We start from the raw sequence: 17,605 nt of genomic DNA, 5'->3' as shown, positions 1-17,605 counted from the left end.
CACACGGAGCACGTCGATGCTGAAGATTCTGCTGGCAAGTTCCAAGGGCGGTTGTGGCAAAACCACGATCGCGACCAATCTAGCGGCGCATTACGCGCAGGATGGCAAAAACACCGTGCTGGTCGATGCCGACCGTCTCGGTTCCAGTTATCGCTGGTGCGAAAAACGCGCCGGCCTCGCCAGCGCGGTACTGCCGCTGAGCGGCCTGAAACGCGGTTGGCACGACAAAATTCCGGCGGACGCACAACGCGTGATTATCGACACGCCAGCAGGCCTGCGCGCCAGCGACGTGGAAGAATATCTGGAGTTTGTCGATGCGGTGATCGTGCCGTTGTTGCCTTCCAACATCGATTTCGAGGCGACCGCGCCGTTTCTCGCCGAACTTGCCGAACTGCCGCGCATCAAGCGTGGCAAGGTGCCGGTCGCGCTGGTCGCGAATCGCATGAAACCGTGGACCAACGCCTCGCAACAGGCGCTCGAAGAAATGAAACGTCTGCCATTCGCAACCTTTGCGACGTTACGCGACACACAGGGATATGTGTTGGCGGCGGCGTTGGGGAAAAGTATTTTCGATTACCACTCGGAAATCGTGCGTTCACATCAGCAGGATTGGGACAAATTGTTCCGCTGGCTGAAAAAACTCACGTGAAATAACGCCGCTCCCGACCATCGATTCGGAAAGTCCGCACCGGCATGGTGCCGCGGATTTCGTCCGGCTCGTCGCACAGCAATTGGGAGCAAGAAATGCACGAAATTCTTCACGGTGTTTTGCCCGGCAATCCTTCCGCAGCGGCGCGTGGCCGTAGCTCGCGGCGGTTTGCGGCGATGCTTGTCGGATCATGCTTTTGCATGTCGGCATGGGCGAACGACTTCCTGATTTCGGCAGATACCTCGCAGCCATTCCCGCACTGGAAATGGGCGGTGCAGACCGATGCCGGCCCCAGCGACAGCAATCCCGATTTGACGTTACGTGTCGGACTGACCTACACCTTCAGTTTCGGCACCATCAGCGCCGCGCATCCGTTCTACATCAACACCGTGCAAGGCACCGGCAGCGCGAATGCGTATCCGACCGGTATTTCCTCCGGCCTTGATCACAACGGCGCCACGTCCGCCGCAACCGTCATGACCTTCAAGGTACCGGCGAGCGCGATCGGCACGCTGTATTACAACTGCGGCAACCATGTCGAAATGACCGGGGTAATCAACGTGATCGATTCGGTCTTCGCGGCCAATTTCGAAATCCCGACGCCCTGAGGCCGGGCTTGGCGCTGATTGAATCAATACCTGCCTGATCGCGGTCAGGCAGGTAGTGCGCCCTGGTCGGCGATTGCATCGAAAGCATCGCGCGCAAGCTGGCGGATGTAATCACGGATATCGACCGGCCAAGGTTCGATCAAACTATCGAACGACATTTTGTTGCCAGCGTAAAGCGCACGCGCCGCCTCTTCGTAGCCCGGCTGGTTGCCTGCCATAGCCAACATGAAACGATCCGCGATCTCCCGCGCTTGCTGCTTGCGGTGGTTTTCGCCGTTCGCTGCACGTGCCGCATCGACCAGCTTGCGCAAGGTCACCGAGGCGCCTCCGGATTGACGATTGAGCCATTCCCAATGCCGCGGCAACAACGTGATTTCACGCGCGACCACGCCCAATTTCGGGCGGCCTGGCGCGCGCGGCAGCTCCGCTTTTTTTACATCGTCTGGCACCGCTCGCTCATCAGCAAGAGTCAGTCGCTGGGCTATATCCGCGTCCGATCCACGCAGATCAAAATCCACCAATCGCGCGGTTGCGTCGTCAAACGCGAGGATCGGGCCGTGATCGGTACCGCGTCGCGTCGCCGCCTTGATCGCCAGCGCGATGTGCAAACCGTTGCCGCTGGTGATGCGGCGGTCGCCTTGGAAAGCGGTGTAAGTGGCTGGATTATTCATCAGTTTGGTACTCACAGGATTCAGCTGGCAATTTACCCGGGTATTTCTATCGTGTCAATATTACCCGGATTAAATTGCGCAGGATGCGACTTTCGTGCGCAAAGTGCGAGCAACTCCCACGCATGTAAACGCCACTCACAATCGACCGCTGCGCGCCCACACTCGCGCGCAATTCAGGCAACATAGGGGCGAACCGCTCACCGCCGTATGCGGAGGCGAGCCAGCCGCGCCCAATGGAGAGAACACATGAGTAAACGCCACATCATCCTGCTGCGTCACGCCGAGGCCGTCGGCACGGGTAACGGACTTAGCGATCAAGCGCGTCCGTTAACGCCGCATGGCGAAACCGAGGCCGAGGCAGCGGGCGCGTGGCTGAAGGCGCACGCCGCGCCGATCCAGCGCGTGTTGTATTCGCCGGCGTTGCGCGCCAAGCAGACTGCAGAAGACGCGCTGCATGCGCTCGGTGCCGTTGAGCAGCGCGAAGATGCGCGGATTTACGAGGCCACACCCGGTGCGTTGATGGACGTGCTGACCGATAACGCCGACGTCGAGTGGCTGCTGCTGGTCGGCCACAATCCCGGGCTGGAATCGCTGGTCGCATTGCTCAGTACCGGCCAGTCCGGCGATCATCGCGGCATGGCAACGGCCGGTGTAGCGTGGCTGGAATTGCCGACGGAAAGTGCGATCGAACCCGGCGTCGCCACGCTCAAGCATTTCTGGTCGCCATGAGTCGCCATCGCGCCGTGCGCGGCTGACGTTCGCATCGCCGCACTCTGCCGCCGATGGCGCCGATGTGTTCGCCAAGCGCATTTCCAGGACGCCGGTTTCGCGTGGCGATTTTTTGGCTGATATCGCTGCAGCTGCTTGAATCATCCGCCGCATTTGCCGCAACAGCGGCGCCAAACGATCAGCTCTGGATTCTGGATACCGGTCGCAGTCGCGCCGGATTCCAGATCAGGGCGATGTGGATGTTCAATGTCGGCGGCCAGTTCGGTGCGGTCAGCGGCAACGTGCGTATCGACGCGTTCCGCAATACCGCAACAGTCGACGCGCGCATCGATGCGAATGCGGTCAGCATGCGCAATGCGGAGTATGCCGCGTGGGTGAAATCGCGCGAGTTTTTCGACGTGCAGCATTATCCACAAATCCACTTTGTGTCCGATCCGATTCCATTGCCGCGCCTGCGCACGGGCGGCGAGTTGCGCGGCACACTGGAGCTGCGCGGCGTGACTCAACCGGTGATCTTTCAGCTCAAGCCGAACGAATGCCAGGGCCGGCTCGCGCACGATTGTCCAGTACGCGCCGAAGGCACCGTGCTGCGCTCGGTATTTGGCATGACGTCGCGCCGCGTGACCTTGTCGGACAAAGTCGATCTCGATTTCACCATCTTCGTCAACGAAGCCGAACCCGCGACCGATGCCCCCGCGCAATGATGGCGCGACGCGACATGATGTCGGTCGCATGAGAGCGCCGCGCGTCGGTTTGCGGCGGATCGCCGTTCAGTTTTTCGTCGGTGCATTTTGTTTGAGCCTGGCGGCCTGCGTATCACTCAGTCCACGCGAAGCCGCGCGCGCCGCGGCGGTGGTCAAAGCGGGCCAGGAACAACGCGTGCGCTGCATCGATCCCGCCGCTTGCGCGCTGCCTTCACCCTACCTTGCGCTGGCCGAAAGCGCGCTGGCAACGTCCACGCCAAGCGAACCGCAACACTACGTCAACCTGCTCGACCAAGGCGAAGATGCACTGCTGATTCGCGTGCATCTGATTCGCGCCGCACAACACAGCATCGACCTGCAGACGTTTATTTTCGCGCAGGACGACGCCGGCCATCTGGTGCTCGATGAACTCGTGCAAGCCGCCGCTCGCGGCGTGAAAGTACGCGTGATCACCGATCAACTTTTTTCGCTCGACGACACCGAGTTTCTTGCGCGGCTTGCACGCGCGCACGTGAATTTCGAACTCAAGGTGTACAACCCGACTTTCGGCCAGGCGCGCACGCAACCGCTGGAATTTGCCGCCGGCATCCTCTGTTGTTTTTTCAAATTCAACCAGCGCATGCACAACAAGCTGCTGCTGATCGATGGCCGCATCGGCATCGCCGGCGGGCGCAATTATGAAAATCGCTATTACGATTGGGACGACGATTTCGACTACCGCGATCGCGACATGCTCGTGGTCGGGCCGGCGACGCGCGAAATGCAGGCGTCGTTCGAACAGTTCTGGCAGCATCCGCGCGCCGTGCCACTGGTGCGACTCAAGGATGTTGGCCGTCGAATCCTCAGCGACGATGGCAACGCCGCGGCGTATTCACCGCCCGAATTCACCAATGCGGCGCGAGTCGCCACGCTGCGCCAACGTGCCAGCGATATCGATTATATCGAGCAACATTTTGTCAGCGCGAACCAGCACGTTGGACGCGTCGACTATTACTCCGATTCGCCCAACAAACCGCTGGAAAACGATATCCAGGCGCGCCGCGAACTGACCGCGCGCATCAGCCGCCTGCTGATCGATGCGCAACACGATGTGGTGATGGAAACGCCGTACCTCGTGCTCAGCAAGACCGCGCAAAAAATATTCCGCAGCCTGTATCGCGATCACCACGTGGCGGTGACGGTGTCGACCAATTCGCTCGCGGCGACCGATGCGTTTTACGTGTATGCGTTGTCGTACAAATACAAAAAACGCTATCTCAAACATCTCGGTTTCGAGATCCACGAGTTCAAGCCGTTCCCGGCCGATGCGCAAAACATGATCGCGAATTACGCCGAGCTCGGCACCGAATCGGGCAAGCGTGTGCCGCTGCGCAAATACGGTCGCGCGCCGCTGCAGCAGCAAGGCGTGCGCATCGGCCTGCATGCCAAGACCATCGTGATTGATGGCGCGATCACACTGATCGGCTCGCACAATTTTGATCCGCGCTCGGACAACTACAACACCGAGGCCGGTTTTATCGTGCGCGATGTGGCGTTCGCGGCGCAGGTGCGTGCATCGATCTTGCGCAATACCGAGCCGCAGAACGCGTGGGTGATCGCGCCACGCAAGGCGCCCGCGGCGGTGAGCGGCGTATCGAATGCGATCAGCGATTTTTCGACGGCATTGCCGTTGTTCGATCTGTGGCCGTTTCGTTATTCGACCAGCTTCGAACTCGATCCGGGCTGCGCGCCGTTGCCGCCGCGCGATCCGGATTTCTACCAGTGCTACGAGAGCGTCGGCGATTTTCCCGACGTCGATGTGCCGCTAAAATCGCTCTATACGCGCATTGTCACGGCTTTCGGCGCCGGATTGGTCTCGATTATGTGATTCGAGATTGACGTTGCCGCGCGTGCTGGCTAGTCTTCCTGTCTGTCCATGATCAACGGATTTTCCCATGCCTTTGCAGATCACCATCGACCTTGAAGACCAGGACCTGCAGTTTTTTTACGATGCGGCCAAACGCGCACAACAAAAAGCTGCCAACCTGACCGCGCAGCAGATCACCGAAGCCGCCGGCAAATTGCTGGTCGAATCGAAAGGCATGAAGATTCCAGCCTTCATCGCCGAGCGTCTGTCGAAGCTCGACGCGATGATCAACATGGTCAACGATACCGGCTGGGGTTTGTCCGAAGACGATCGCCAGCGCGTGTTGTCATCGCTGACCTATTTCGCCGAACCGGATGACGTGATTCCCGACAACGTGCCGGTGCTCGGTTTCCTCGATGACGCCATCATGATCGAGCTGTGCCAGCGCGAGCTGCTGCACGAGATCGAAGCCTACGAAGATTTTGTCGCGTATCGCCACGAGCAGGCCAGTCGCCGTGGTGAAGATGCCAACCAGGTCAAGCTGCAGCGCGTGGAATGGCTGGAAGGCCGGCGCCAAGAGTTGCAGGATCGCATGCGTCGTCGCCGCAGCGAATCATTTGCGCCGAGCCAGGCCAGCGCGCCGATGTTCCGTTTCACCTGAGGCAGGTGGCATCGTGTCGAAAAAGGGCGCCATTGGCGCCTTTTTTTATGCCTGCACGAGCTCCAAGGCGCAGTGGGCGATGTCGCGTTTTCCATCCAGTTTCGCGCGTGCGCTTAACGCTGACGAGATGCCGCAGTATTCTGATGATATGAGCTTCATCGGCTTGTATTCGCGCGACCAATGACTCGCTTGACGCGTGAGACCCGCCAATTCCCGGCGTCATCATCTGAGAACCTGTTCAAAGTCTTTTGAGCAGTAGCGTGAGGAAGGCAAGGTGAATGAACTGGAGGCTGGTATTGAGCTTGCGCTCGCAGTTCTTCCAGAGTCGTCGGCATTTCTCCAACCAGGCGAAGGAGCGCTCGACCACCCACCGCTTCGGGATAACGGCGAAGGTATGCAATTCATTGCGTTGGGCGATCTGCACGGTGGCACCGATGGCGCCTTGGACCGCTTCGGCAAAGGGCTGGCCGACGTAGCCGCCATCCGCTAGGACACTTTGTACCCGATGTAGGTTTGCCTGACATCGATCCATCGCCTGCAAGGCGCCCTTGCGATCGGTGACTTCCGCTGTAGTCACCGCAATAGCGTGAGGCAGTCCCTGCGTATCCACGGCAATATGCCGCTTGATCCCCGAGACCTTCTTGCCGGCATCGTAGCCCTTATGCGTCGCCGTGTCGGTGTTCTTTACGCTTTGTGCATCAACGATCAAGAAGCTCGTCATGGCGTTGCGCCCCTGCTTGATACGCACCGCGCCCACCTGATTTTTTTAACGCCCGCTCCAGCAGGCTGATGCCGTTCTCGTCAGGCTCGCTCCAGATCGAAAAGTACGAATGTACCGTTCGCCATTTCGGAAACTCCGTGGGCAGCATGCGCCACTGGCAGCCGCTTTTGAGGAGGTAGCGGACCGCGCAAAATACCTCGTACAGATCCACCCGACGCGGGCTGGTCTTCTTGCGTGCGCTTTCCAGCAAAGGATGAATTTGCTCAAACTGGGCGCGACTGATGTCACTCGGATAGGTTGATCTCATTCCGCCAGTATCAGCACGCCGGTCTCATAGATTGAGACTTTGAACAGGCTCTGAGTTCCAACATGCCAAATCCAAATCGTTCGCTGCTTCCGCTATGTTTGCTCGTGCTGTTGTTGGCGGCACCCGCCGCATTCGCCGCCGAGGGTGAAAGCACACCGGCAGCGAAACAGGCCGCAGGCGCATCCTTCAGTGCGGTGCTGCAGGGCGATGGTACGGCGGCGCTACGAGCCCTCGCGACGGTGCCGACGGCGCAATATGCAGGCACGGCTGCGACCTATCGACGCTGCATAATCGAGCGTTTCGAGCGCGCCACGCCAGCAGCGCTAGTCGGCGAGATCGCTGATCCGTTCGCGCGCGCGATCCTCGCCGCGTATCAGGATTATTGGTGGCACGCCTTGATCGCGCCGACTCGTCGCGATGCGTTCAGCGCCGCACTTCTGCAGAAGCTACGCAAACTTCTCGGCACGTCCGCTGCCAGCACAAAGGAATTCGAAGCGCTGGAACCCATCCTCGCCGCGCAGTTGCGCAAGCACGGTTATTACAGCTTGCAAGGCGAAACCCCACCGCTGCGCGAGCTGATGTTGTGGCACAAGCAGGAGACTCGCGATTACGACATCGTTTTGCCCGAAGGCAGCGAGCATGTGACGGTGAATCTGCTCGACGATTTTGTCAGCAAAGGCTGGAGTGAATATGGCAGCTGCGGACTGGGCGGCACCGGCGGCTGGACCGACGAAAAGGCAATTTTTGCGCTCGCGCCAGGATATCCCGACCTGCAAGGGGAAGATTATCGCGTGTCGCTACTGGCGCACGAAGGTCAGCATTTCGCCGACAAACATCGCACGTGGAAACTCGAAAGTTGGGAGCTGGAATATCGCGCCAAATTGACCGAGCTGGCTCTCGCCGACCAAATCAGTCACAAGCTGCTGCAAGCCTTTGCCCAGAATCAGAGCGATGATCTTTCCTCGCCACACGCCTACGCCAACAAGCGCGCACTCGCGGCGATCTCGCAGCGGCTGCGCACTCAGACGACAGGGGATATCGAACTGGAAAAAGTACCGCTAGGCGAACTGCGGCAAGCCGCGCGCGAAACGCTGATCGCGGATACACACCAGCGTGACGCCGCAATATCAGCGCACTGACAACCGACATCGCTGACGGTTTTTTCAGCTCTTGCTCACGGGCCGTTCGAGGATCGCCACCACGCCCATGCCGCCGGCGGTGCAGATCGAAATCAGGCCACGGCCCGAGCCTTTTTCTTCGAGCAGTTTCGCCAGACTTGCAACGATGCGCGCGCCGGTCGCAGCGAACGGATGGCCGAGCGCAAGGCTCGATCCGTTGACGTTGAGTTTGGCTGGATCAATGCTGCCCAGCGGTTTGTCGCGGCCGAGGCGATCACGGCAATAGCTTTCCGATTCCCACGCGCGCAAAGTGCACAACACTTGCGCGGCGAAGGCTTCGTGGATTTCGTAGAAATCGAAATCCTGCAGGGTCAGACCGGCTTCGTCGAGCATGCGCGATACCGCAATCGTCGGCGCCATCAGCAGACCTTCGCCGTGCACAAAATCCACCGCAGCCACGCGGGCGTGAGTGAGATATGCCTGCACTTTCAGCCCGCGCGCGGCGGCCCATTCGTCGCTGGCGAGCAATACTGCCGCGGCGCCGTCGGTGAGCGCGGTCGAGTTGCCTGCGGTCAGCGTACCTTGGCCGGAGGTTTTGTCGAATGCCGGTTTCAACGTTGCGAGCTTTTCCAGCGTGCTGTCCGGTCGCAGCAGATTGTCCTGCACGATGGTGCGAAACGGCACCACGAGATCCTTGAAGAATCCGCGTGCATACGCCGCAGCCGCGCGCTGATGGCTGGTCAGCGCGAGCTGATCCTGATCGGCGCGGGCGATATGCCATTCGCGCGCCATGAGTTCGCAATGATCGCCCATCGATTTGCCGGTGCGCGGTTCGGCCACGCCCGGAAACGACGGCTTCAGTTCGCCGAACGAAAATCCTTTCCACGCGCGCAGCTTTTCGCCGAAGGTTTTTGCGCGTGCGGTCGCAAGAATGCGCCCCGCGAGCTGCTTGCCGTAGACGATCGGCACATCGCTGGTGGTGTCCGCGCCGCCAGCGATGCCCGCGTCGATTTGCCCGGTCGCAATCTTGTTGCCGATCAGAATCGCCGCATCCAGCGACGTGCCGCAGGCGCGCGCAATGGTGATGCCAGGCGTGGTCGGCGCGAGACCCGACGATAACGTCGCTTCGCGCGCGAGATTCCAATCCGACGGATGTTTGATGACCGAACCGAACGCGACTTCGCCGAGCTCAACCCCATGCAAGTCGAAACGCTCGACCAGCGCGCCGAGCGTCTTCACCGACATGCCGAAATTGCCGACATCGCTGTACGCGGTGTTGCTGCGACAGAACGGAATGCGTACACCGCCGATGATACCGATAGGTTTTGTGATGGCCATGATCCAGCGCTTGAGTGGAGGACGATTTGCAGCTGATATGATGCGCGCGTCTGCAACGCATGTGCCTATTGTATGCCTTACATTTTCGATCTTGACAGGTTGTCGCGTCTCGCCGCGCAATTTGCCGAGGATTTTGCCAGTGCCAATCCGTATCCGCACATCGTCATCGACGATTTTCTGAAACCCGAAGCAGCGCGTGCACTGGCCGAGGTTTTCCCCAAGCCGCAAGACAGCATGGCGTGGGATCATTTCGGTGCGCAAGGTTACGAGGTCAAGCTCGGCAGCGCCAGCGAGGAACGTTTCCCCGCAGCGCTGCGCGATGCCGTGCACCAGCTCAACTCCGGCGTGTTCGTGCGTTTCATCGAACAACTTAGCGGCATCGAACATCTGCTGCCCGACCCGCATCTGAGCGGTGGCGGCATTCACTTGAGCCGACGCGGCGATCATCTCGGTATCCATGCCGATTTCAACTGGCACGAAAAAATTCAGGCGCATCGACGCCTGAATCTGCTGATCTATCTCACCCCGCAATGGCAGCCGGAGTTCGGCGGCCAGCTGGAATTATGGGATACCAAGGCCAGCGCTCTGGTGCGCAGTATCGAACCGATATTCAACCGCGCAGTGCTATTCAGCACGCGTTCTGACACCTTCCACGGCCACCCGATTCCGTGGGCCGCACCCGAGGGCATCTATCGTCAGTCGATCGCGATGTATTACTACACCACGACGCGACCCGCCGATGAGCAGCGCCCGGCGCATAGCACGCTCTACAAGGGTTATCACGTAGCCTGATGCCGTGCCGGAAGAATCGATCCTGCCGAACTATATTGCTGCGCCATTGCGGGCATTTAACTCTCGCAATGGCCGCCTGGATTTAAACCGTCGGCGCCGCGCCCCAATGCTTTTCGTTAAGGCGCCAAATACCGAGGAACATTGCGCGGAACATTGGGATTTCCTTGCCGCGATTGTCGTCCAGCAATAATTCCAGCATCGCCTGCGGTTTCATCTCACCGATGGTCACATCCATCAGCTGATTGAACAGCTCGGTCCATAGCGGCGTGTATTCGATATCGGCACCATTCGCCGCTGCGCGCGCCCGCGCAGCGGCGATATCAAGGCCCGCGCCGGGCTTGGCACCGAGCGCCTGCACCCACGGCGATTCGCTCCAGTTGCCGAGCTCTTCGAAACCAGCGTGCTGCAGGAATACCGACACTTCCTGCGGCGTGGTGAACTGATTACGCGCGACATCCTTGCGTACGCTCGGATCGACATCGACGTATTGCTGCACTTCGAGAAACCAGCGCCGCCAGCCGACCGTGCTGGCCAGATTCCAATGATCGAAAAAGATCCGGCCGCCGGGTTTGAGCACGCGATTGAGCTCACGCAGGTAGAGGAAAAAATCTTCCTTGTCCATGTGAATGAACACGGCGATGCAATACGCCTTGTCGAAACTCGCATCAGGAAATTCGCTGAGGCTGGTACGCGTGAGTTCGGACAGGCCGACATTGTCGAATTTCTGCAGACGCTCGCGGGCCTGCGCGATCATGTTGGCCGAGATATCCACGCCGTGCCAATAACCGACATGCGGGGCGAGTTCGTGGCCGATGCGGCCGACGCCGCAACCGAGTTCCAGCACACGATCGGTCGCCGTCAATTCCAGCGCCTTGGTCGCCTGGTCGGCGCTGTAGATGCCGGTCAGGCGCACGGTGTTTTCGTCGGTGCTGCCATCCACGGCGATCATCGCGCCCTGCATGGTGGTCGCTTTGTTGTCCCAAAAACTCTTGTAATTCTGAAAGGTCATTGCTTCGGCCTGGCTGGCGTGCGGATGGCGCACGCGGAGAAAAGAGCGCCGATGTTACACTGCCGCCCTTTATGCCGGTAGGCGCAGCGGCGGTAATCGCGCGCCGGGCCAGCCGCTGTTCACATTCGCACCGATGCCCGATCCCCAATCTCATTCGCTTTGTCCCGCCCTGCTCGCGTTGGAACTCGATGCCGGCAGCGCGTCCGCGCAACTCGTGCTGGATCGTGATGCCGCGGCCGATCTCGCGAGCCTGGTCGCGGCCGATCTCGCGCGGCTGGTGCCCGGCGCCGACGCACTCGGACTAGCCCTGCTCGGCGCGGTTTACGATCAAGCGCAGATTTTGCGTCCGGGTTGGCCGATCTACGCCGAGCTGGCTGAGCACTACACGCGCGCAATACGAATTCACGGCGCCGAAGTGCCGGTGTTTGCCCTCGGCGCACACGACGACCAGATGCCGAGCCCGCTCCTGCAACCCGAGCGCGAACTGCTCGGTGGCACGATGCTTTTGATTCCGTGGATACTGATCGGCGATGCCACGCGCGTCGGCGCGGTCGGTGAACTCATGGAACGCGATTTTGTCGCCAAGGGCGAAGCCAGCGCCGCGACCGCCGATTGGTTGATGCGACGTTTCGGCCTGCGCCTACAACATGCGCGATACCTCACGCGCAACGATCTGTGTGCGCTCGCCAGCGTGCAGCTCGAACACGCGGGTTTCGGGCCATTGTGGCAACTGCTCGAAGGCGCGCTGCTCACCCCTGCGCAGAATGAGGAAGCGATCAGCGCGAGCGGCCAGACATTTTTTTACGACGATGGTCGCATCACGACCGCACCGCGCGGCTACCACGCTTGGGCAGCGTCCGAGGCAGCGGCTTATTACAACGAGCCGCACGAATTCGTGCGTGGTTTTGCCGCGTATCTTTTTGAGTTGCGCCAATACGCAGCTCTGCTCAAGGCGCACGAATTGCCACTGCATCTGCTGCACACGAGCGACACTGCACACGCCGAAGATGGCGGCTACTGGATCGAAACTTTGGCGCATGCGAACACGCCCGGCGCGCGCCACGTATTTGCGCACGAGCTGCGCGGACTCGGCGTAATCGTGTTGACGGTCGCCGCGGTTGCTGATGGCAACGCACATCCGATCGCACATGCTTATCCGATTCAGCCCAACGCTTTCGCCGCGGCGCTGGACGAATTACATCGCCGCTTCGGCAGCAGCGGCGCGCCGATTCGTCTGGGCGAACTCGCGATCAATCACGCCGAAAAAACGCTGATCGTGCCGCCGCAGGCACTCGCAAATCTGCCGCGCACGCATTAGCTCACACAGTCCATATCAGAGAATATTTCGGAACGCTTTAGCGTACATGTGGTAATGCTCACGCTGCATGCCGAGCACTTCGTAAGTCTGCTGCGCACGCTGGTTTTCCCATTCGACATACAGACGGATTCCGACCGCATCAGCGGCGCGTGCGCGCTGCTCCACCTCGGCATGCAACGCGCGAAAAACGCCGTGACGACGAAACTCCGGCCGCACAAAAACGCTCTGGATCCACCACCAGTCGCCGCAACGCCAGTCGCTCCATTCATAGGTGATCAGTAAACCGCCAGCGATGCCATCGGCCATCTCGGCGAGCAAATAAAACCCGCGACGCGGCTGATCGAGCACACCGGCAACGCCAGCGCGCAGCACGTCGCGATCGAGTTGTTTGGCTTCGGTTTCGAGCGCCATCGCGGCATTAAAATCGACCAACGCATTGATATCGGCGTGCGTCGCAATGCGCAATTTTATGGCGTGCTGGTTCATCGCTTGATCCTTAAAATTCTCGTGATACCGCTAGCAGACCTTATTGCGAATCCGGTTTTTTTGGGCCGCCGAGTTTGCGCGACAACGTATTGCGGCCGAGCCCGAGTTGCTGCGCGGCGCGCTGGCGATGGCCGTCGTTGGCGGCGAGTGCGGCGTCGAACAGAATCTGCTCCAGCTTCGCTACCGCCTGCGCATGCAGGTCGTTGCCGCCGCGCGCGAGTTCGGCATCGGCCCAAACGCGCAACGGCGCTTGCCAGGCCGCAGTCGCATCGTCAGATAACAGCGGCGCCGACGTGGCCAGCGCCGTGGTAGTCACGGCCAGTGGTGGAAGATCGCCGAGCAGAATTTCTTGGCCCGGCGCCATTACCGCCAGACGCCGGCACAGATTTTCGAGCTGGCGCACATTGCCCGGCCACGGCTGCGCACTCAGCACGATCAGCGCGCTGCTGGAAAATCGCTTGCTCGCGAGCTGCATGCTCGCGCCGGCCTGCGCGAGAAAACGCGTCGCCAGCAAGGCGATGTCATCGCGCCGTTCGCGCAGCGCCGGCAGGTGAATACGCACGACATCGAGGCGATGCAAAAGATCAGCGCGAAAGGTGCCGGCTTCGGCGCGTGCGTCCAGATCCTGATGCGTTGCCGCGATCACGCGCACCGAGGCGCGGATCAATTCGCGTCCGCCCACACGGTAATACTCGCCCTCGGCCAGCACGCGCAACAAACGCGTTTGCAATGCCAGCGGCATGTCGCCGATTTCATCGAGAAACAACGTGCCGCCCTCGGCTTGCTCGAAACGTCCGAGCTGGCGTTTGACAGCGCCCGTGAACGCACCGATCTCGTGGCCGAACAATTCCGCTTCGAGCAATTCCGCTGGAATCGCCGCGGTATTGAGCGCGACGAACGGGCGCGTTTGTCGCCCACTATGGCGATGCAGCGCGCGTGCGACCAGCTCCTTGCCGGTGCCGGTTTCGCCGGTGATCAGCACGTTCAATTCGGTCGCAGCAACACGGCCGATGGCGCGAAACACTTCGCGCATGGCGGCGGATTGACCGAGCAATTCGGCGTGCGGTTGAACCTTGGGCGCAACCACCGCGAGTGGATGGATCTGCGCCAGCGCGCGCGCGATCGCAGTCACTGCGGCGTCCAGATCGAAAGGTTTCGCGAGGTAATCAAACGCACCATTGCGATACGCCGCCGACGTGCTCGCCACATCGGTGAATGCGCTCATCACGATCACCGGCAACTGCGGATTTTTCTGCTTGACCCGCTCCAGCAATTTCAGGCCGCTCGCGCCGGGCATGCGCACATCGGTCAGGATCAGATCGGGCATGCTTGAGTCCGGCATCGCGCCGTTCAGCGCGTGGTCGAGCGCCGCCAGCAGCGATTCCGCATCGCCGAATTCGCGCGGCGTGTGATCGGCTTCGCGCAACGCCTGCGCCAGCACAAAACGGATCGACTTGTCGTCATCGGCCAGCCAGATATCAGCCATGCGGTTCTCCGAGCGGCAAGGTCAGCGTGAATACGGTGTGGCCCGCATGGCTGTAGCACGTGATCACGCCGCCATGTTCATGCGCGATTTCCTGCGCCAAACTCAGGCCGAGGCCGGTGCCTTCCACGCGGCCCGAAACCAGCGGTTGAAATAGAGTCGGTTGCAAATCATCCGGCACACCATCGCCGTCGTCGATCACGTCCACACGCAACGCGAGGCGCGCCGCATGCGTCGCCAATGGCGTGCCGTAATCGATACGCGTACGCAGACGGATCACTTGCGCATTGGCCTGCAGCGCATTGCGCACGAGGTTCAACAATAGCTGCAGCAAACGGTCGCTATCGGCCTGCACCGACGGCAGGCTCGGATCGTAATCGCGCTCGATGCGTACCGTCTGATCGGCCTCGGCCAGCACGAGAGTGCGCACGCGTTCGATGACCTCGTGGATGTTGATCGGCGCGAGGTTGGTGGCGCCGTCGGCGCGCAGCAGGCGGTCCGCCAGACCGGTCAGCCGATCCGCCTCGGCGATGATGATTTCAGCGAGCTTGGCCAGCTCCGCATTGCCGCTCAAATGTCGCGCCAGCAACTGCGCCGCGCCACGCACGCCGGCCAGCGGATTTTTCACTTCGTGCGCGAGACCACGCAAGGATGCCGACAGCCGCAGATCGGGCGCGGTTTCCTCCACACTCGCCAGTGCATGTACTTCGAGCAGTACGCCGGCGCTGACCGGCCCGAGGCTGACATCGGCACGAAACTGATGCCCCGCATGCATCCCGAGCAGACAATTGCGCAGTCTCAACAGGCGTTGTTCGTGCACCGCGCGCTGCGCCGCTTCGGCGAGGAATTCGGCATCCGGACTCAATACCAGCAACGTCGCGCCGAGGTAACGCATGCCCGCAAGACCGAGCGACTCGATCAGCGCCGGATTCAGATACATCAGACGCAAATCCGCATCGAGCAAAGCGACGCCAGTCGCGAGTTGCGCAACTTTCGGTTCCACACGCACGGCGGATGGCGGCGCTGGCAGATTGGCGGGGTGAGTCGTCACTGCACCAGTTTAGTGCATCGTGTCGTAGATGCTGTAGAAAAACCCCTTTGACTACCCGATATGCGTCCATACAATGTATGCATGAGATTCGAGGGGAATTCCGCCAAGGCGGCATCAAACGCCAAGAAGCACAAAGTCACCTTTGAGGTGGCGAAGACCGTCTTCTACGACGACTTTGCGATGCAGTTCTTTGATGAAGAACACTCCTTCGACGAAGAGGCTTCTTGTTGTTGGGCATGAGCTCGGACGCAAGGCTTCTCTTGGTGTGCCACTGCGAGAGAGCGGACGGGGACGTTATCCGCATCATTTCCGCGCGCAAAGCGACCAAAAGCGAAGCGCTCAACTACCGAGGTGAATGACATGAAGGCTGAATACGATCTGTCGAAGATGAAATCGCGTCGAAACCCGTACGCGTCCAAGCTCAAAAAGTCGGTAACCATGCGTCTTTCCGAAGATGTGGTTTTGTACTTCAAAGGCATGGCCGCGGAGGCAGGCGTACCCTACCAGAGCCTTATCAATCTCTACCTCAGAGACTGCCTCGCGCAAAATCGCAAAGTGGAGATCAAGTGGCCGAGCGCTGCCTAACCCTTCCATCGAGTCGCTTTCGATGCGTTCGCGCATGCGTTGCGTGTGCGTGCGGATGGCTTTGCGCGTGAGCTGACCACGCCTTGCGAATAGGCCAGCAGCACCGCCTTCAGCGACATCGCCGACGCACCAACCGCGTCGTTACGGTAGTGCACATCGAACAGCGATAAGTCCAACGCGTCGACGATGTGATGCACGGCGTGGGCGAACGAGCCCGGTATCAGCTGCGCTTCCAGATCTACCGGCAACAACCGCGGACTCATGCCCACCACTTTGAATCGCGCCATCCCCGTCTCCCTTGATCATCTCGCTTCTTGCGCGCAAGATCGGGGCCAGTTTTTTTACAGCCTCGTTAGCCTTCACTTTGCGGGTGAGTTTGCCCTCCGATCATCAAGCTCCCCCTTAAGAATGTTAAAATCGAAAAAATGGAGAATATGCTTATGGAAGTAACAATTATTTCTCCAATGGCAGAGCGATGTGAACTCTGCGGCAGATGTGTTGAAGTTGCATTAATTGGAAATGAACTCGATTTTGATGCTCCGTCGTTTCAGTCGGAATGTGAGCGCGAGGGATGTCCGGCCAATGCGAAAAACCAACCTGGCCCAGTTGATAATATTTCAGTGTACTTTGTGGAGGATGATGCTTGCGGCTAGAGTTGGAGTACGGACTTGGGAAAGCGTTTAAACCAAATAGGGAAAGGAGTAGTGAATGGGACACAATGATCACATGGATGACAATGATGGGCTTGCGGAATTTCTGATAGAACTCCTCGAAGGAGAGCACCTTGATGGTGCGGCAGCAGGAATAACACGGCGAGTTATTGATCGCGGGCTCGAATCGCTGACGGACAAGCAGAAGTTCGTGTTTGAACGAGATGTGATGACAACCTTTGGAAATGCAACGTGCGACGCATGCGAGAACGAAATTCCCATGTCGGAAAAGGCGCATGCACTTCAGAATGGTGGAATGTGCAACTACTGTTGGCACATGATGGAAAAATTAAAAAATGAATAGATAGTTCATGAGCGAAGTCTAACTAAATGCTCCTTAGGAGACTTCCCGTCAATCCCGGGCACATTATTTCTTTGCCATGAGCTTTCGGGCCACTGCTGGTCATGTGCTGTCCTCAACGGTGCGTGTTTGTCAGTGCCGTGCAGGTTCAACCCATGTCAGACTGCTTTCCTTCCCGCGGGGATTTCCTTCGGTCATAGACGGTCTTGTTGCACCGATATTGCTGGCGCGGACCTAGTTATAAACCGCGCCCGCAGACCTCGTTCGTTCATCGGTGTCGTCGGTGTTGCGGTGATCAACCACAAACACGTTGTGACGTCCGAATAGTTAGTCAGGTTTTCTCCAGATGGGTCTGGCCCGTTGCCACCGCATCGCACTGATGACGCACGCAAGCGGATCGTAATCCACTGCGTGCGCCAGCTTCGCCCACCTCTGCCGCGCATGCTAGATCGGCGCCAGTTTTCTACGGCTTCGTTAGCTGCTGATGGCGGACAGTCGCCCGTTCGCGATCATCGCAG

The 17,605-nt window shown here is 59.7% G+C and carries 23 protein-coding genes; 15 read left to right on the top strand and 8 right to left on the bottom strand.

The features are described 5' to 3' along the window. The first annotated feature begins 16 nt into the window (after positions 1 to 16). A complete protein-coding gene (locus ELE36_RS01340; protein ID WP_129831389.1) occupies positions 17 to 649 on the top strand; it encodes a ParA family protein in 633 nt (210 codons plus the stop codon). A 95-nt stretch (positions 650 to 744) separates the two neighbouring features. Then, positions 745 to 1,257 carry a hypothetical protein gene (locus ELE36_RS01335; RefSeq protein WP_129831388.1) on the top strand — a complete coding sequence of 171 codons (513 nt, stop codon included), beginning with the start codon at positions 745 to 747 and terminating at the stop codon, positions 1,255 to 1,257. Between the two features lie 44 nt (positions 1,258 to 1,301). Here the strand turns inward: ELE36_RS01335 and ELE36_RS01330 are convergent, their stop codons facing one another. Further along, positions 1,302 to 1,928, bottom strand: a complete 627-nt coding sequence (locus ELE36_RS01330) for a DUF2239 family protein (protein WP_129831387.1) — start codon at positions 1,926 to 1,928, stop codon at positions 1,302 to 1,304. Positions 1,929 to 2,174: 246 nt separating this feature from the next. Here ELE36_RS01330 and ELE36_RS01325 point away from each other — a divergent pair, with 246 nt between their 5' ends. The 5 genes from ELE36_RS01325 to ELE36_RS20235 all read left to right on the top strand — a co-directional run bounded on the left by ELE36_RS01325 (position 2,175) and on the right by ELE36_RS20235 (position 6,052). Continuing rightward, positions 2,175 to 2,657, top strand: coding sequence for a SixA phosphatase family protein (locus ELE36_RS01325; protein ID WP_129831386.1), 483 nt, complete (start codon positions 2,175 to 2,177; stop codon positions 2,655 to 2,657). A gap of 101 nt (positions 2,658 to 2,758) precedes the next feature. Then, the gene (locus ELE36_RS01320; protein ID WP_165371422.1) at positions 2,759 to 3,361 is read left to right on the top strand and encodes a YceI family protein; all 603 of its coding nucleotides are present in this window, start codon (positions 2,759 to 2,761) and stop codon (positions 3,359 to 3,361) included. Positions 3,362 to 3,389: 28 nt separating this feature from the next. After that, positions 3,390 to 5,228 carry a phospholipase D-like domain-containing protein gene (locus ELE36_RS01315; protein WP_129831384.1) on the top strand — a complete coding sequence of 613 codons (1,839 nt, stop codon included), beginning with the start codon at positions 3,390 to 3,392 and terminating at the stop codon, positions 5,226 to 5,228. Positions 5,229 to 5,295: 67 nt separating this feature from the next. Beyond that, entirely contained in the window at positions 5,296 to 5,868 is a 573-nt protein-coding gene (locus ELE36_RS01310; protein WP_129831383.1) for a YkvA family protein, read from the top strand. Between the two features lie 13 nt (positions 5,869 to 5,881). Continuing rightward, positions 5,882 to 6,052: a hypothetical protein gene (locus ELE36_RS20235; RefSeq protein WP_165371421.1), complete on the top strand. Its 171-nt coding sequence runs from the start codon at positions 5,882 to 5,884 to the stop codon at positions 6,050 to 6,052. A 54-nt stretch (positions 6,053 to 6,106) separates the two neighbouring features. Here the strand turns inward: ELE36_RS20235 and ELE36_RS01305 are convergent. After that, a protein-coding gene (locus ELE36_RS01305; RefSeq protein WP_129835276.1) for an IS5 family transposase occupies positions 6,107 to 6,896 on the bottom strand; the annotation gives its coding sequence in 2 pieces (ribosomal slippage) (positions 6,107 to 6,635 and positions 6,634 to 6,896; 792 coding nt in all). Between the two features lie 62 nt (positions 6,897 to 6,958). Here ELE36_RS01305 and ELE36_RS01300 point away from each other — a divergent pair. Next, the gene (locus ELE36_RS01300; protein ID WP_129831381.1) at positions 6,959 to 8,035 is read left to right on the top strand and encodes a hypothetical protein; all 1,077 of its coding nucleotides are present in this window, start codon (positions 6,959 to 6,961) and stop codon (positions 8,033 to 8,035) included. Positions 8,036 to 8,059: 24 nt separating this feature from the next. Here ELE36_RS01300 and ELE36_RS01295 read toward each other — a convergent pair whose 3' ends face one another. Further along, complete coding sequence (locus tag ELE36_RS01295; RefSeq protein WP_129831380.1) at positions 8,060 to 9,352, bottom strand: acetyl-CoA C-acetyltransferase; 1,293 nt, start codon at positions 9,350 to 9,352, stop codon at positions 8,060 to 8,062. A gap of 72 nt (positions 9,353 to 9,424) precedes the next feature. On the opposite strand from ELE36_RS01295, the gene ELE36_RS01290 reads away from it, so the two are divergent. After that, positions 9,425 to 10,144 carry a 2OG-Fe(II) oxygenase gene (locus tag ELE36_RS01290; protein WP_129831379.1) on the top strand — a complete coding sequence of 240 codons (720 nt, stop codon included), beginning with the start codon at positions 9,425 to 9,427 and terminating at the stop codon, positions 10,142 to 10,144. Positions 10,145 to 10,226: 82 nt separating this feature from the next. Here the strand turns inward: ELE36_RS01290 and ELE36_RS01285 are convergent, their stop codons facing one another. Next, on the bottom strand, positions 10,227 to 11,153 hold the full coding sequence (locus tag ELE36_RS01285) for a class I SAM-dependent methyltransferase (protein WP_129831378.1): 927 nt from the start codon (positions 11,151 to 11,153) through the stop codon (positions 10,227 to 10,229). A gap of 133 nt (positions 11,154 to 11,286) precedes the next feature. Between ELE36_RS01285 and ELE36_RS01280 the strand changes: the two genes are divergently transcribed. Beyond that, positions 11,287 to 12,471 carry a hypothetical protein gene (locus tag ELE36_RS01280; protein WP_129831377.1) on the top strand — a complete coding sequence of 395 codons (1,185 nt, stop codon included), beginning with the start codon at positions 11,287 to 11,289 and terminating at the stop codon, positions 12,469 to 12,471. A 15-nt stretch (positions 12,472 to 12,486) separates the two neighbouring features. On the opposite strand, the gene ELE36_RS01275 is transcribed toward ELE36_RS01280, so the two are convergent. The 3 genes from ELE36_RS01275 to ELE36_RS01265 are packed head-to-tail and all read right to left on the bottom strand — an operon-like array spanning position 12,487 to position 15,491. Continuing rightward, the gene (locus ELE36_RS01275) at positions 12,487 to 12,957 is read right to left on the bottom strand and encodes a GNAT family N-acetyltransferase (RefSeq protein WP_129831376.1); all 471 of its coding nucleotides are present in this window, start codon (positions 12,955 to 12,957) and stop codon (positions 12,487 to 12,489) included. A 40-nt stretch (positions 12,958 to 12,997) separates the two neighbouring features. Then, on the bottom strand, positions 12,998 to 14,443 hold the full coding sequence (ntrC, locus tag ELE36_RS01270) for a nitrogen regulation protein NR(I) (protein ID WP_129831375.1): 1,446 nt from the start codon (positions 14,441 to 14,443) through the stop codon (positions 12,998 to 13,000). Then, positions 14,436 to 15,491 (bottom strand): two-component system sensor histidine kinase NtrB, encoded by a 1,056-nt coding sequence (locus ELE36_RS01265; RefSeq protein ID WP_242512330.1) that lies wholly within the window; start codon positions 15,489 to 15,491, stop codon positions 14,436 to 14,438. The genes ntrC and ELE36_RS01265 overlap by 8 nt, the downstream gene beginning before the upstream one ends. An 81-nt stretch (positions 15,492 to 15,572) precedes the next feature. On the opposite strand from ELE36_RS01265, the gene ELE36_RS20915 reads away from it, so the two are divergent. From ELE36_RS20915 to ELE36_RS01255, 3 genes are read left to right on the top strand one after another with little or no spacing between them, the layout of a single operon-like run. Further along, positions 15,573 to 15,731, top strand: a complete 159-nt coding sequence (locus ELE36_RS20915) for a BrnT family toxin (RefSeq protein WP_207215839.1) — start codon at positions 15,573 to 15,575, stop codon at positions 15,729 to 15,731. Continuing rightward, a complete protein-coding gene (locus tag ELE36_RS21110) occupies positions 15,728 to 15,850 on the top strand; it encodes a BrnT family toxin (RefSeq protein ID WP_207215838.1) in 123 nt (40 codons plus the stop codon). Before ELE36_RS20915 ends, ELE36_RS21110 begins: the two co-directional genes overlap by 4 nt. A gap of 1 nt (position 15,851) precedes the next feature. Further along, positions 15,852 to 16,076, top strand: a complete 225-nt coding sequence (locus ELE36_RS01255; RefSeq protein ID WP_242512329.1) for a BrnA antitoxin family protein — start codon at positions 15,852 to 15,854, stop codon at positions 16,074 to 16,076. Here the strand turns inward: ELE36_RS01255 and ELE36_RS01250 are convergent. After that, positions 16,073 to 16,363 carry a hypothetical protein gene (locus tag ELE36_RS01250; RefSeq protein ID WP_242512328.1) on the bottom strand — a complete coding sequence of 97 codons (291 nt, stop codon included), beginning with the start codon at positions 16,361 to 16,363 and terminating at the stop codon, positions 16,073 to 16,075. The two genes, ELE36_RS01255 and ELE36_RS01250, sit on opposite strands and share 4 nt — an antisense overlap. A gap of 153 nt (positions 16,364 to 16,516) precedes the next feature. Here ELE36_RS01250 and ELE36_RS01245 point away from each other — a divergent pair, with 153 nt between their 5' ends. Both ELE36_RS01245 and ELE36_RS01240 read left to right on the top strand, forming a co-directional pair. Then, complete coding sequence (locus ELE36_RS01245) at positions 16,517 to 16,729, top strand: hypothetical protein (protein WP_129831373.1); 213 nt, start codon at positions 16,517 to 16,519, stop codon at positions 16,727 to 16,729. A gap of 73 nt (positions 16,730 to 16,802) precedes the next feature. Further along, positions 16,803 to 17,090 (top strand): hypothetical protein, encoded by a 288-nt coding sequence (locus ELE36_RS01240; RefSeq protein ID WP_207215837.1) that lies wholly within the window; start codon positions 16,803 to 16,805, stop codon positions 17,088 to 17,090. The last annotated feature ends 515 nt before the right edge of the window (positions 17,091 to 17,605 follow it).

It is taken from the genome of Pseudolysobacter antarcticus, assembly GCF_004168365.1.
GTDB lineage: Bacteria > Pseudomonadota > Gammaproteobacteria > Xanthomonadales > Rhodanobacteraceae > Pseudolysobacter > Pseudolysobacter antarcticus.
This window is presented reverse-complemented; position numbering and strand designations above follow the sequence as displayed.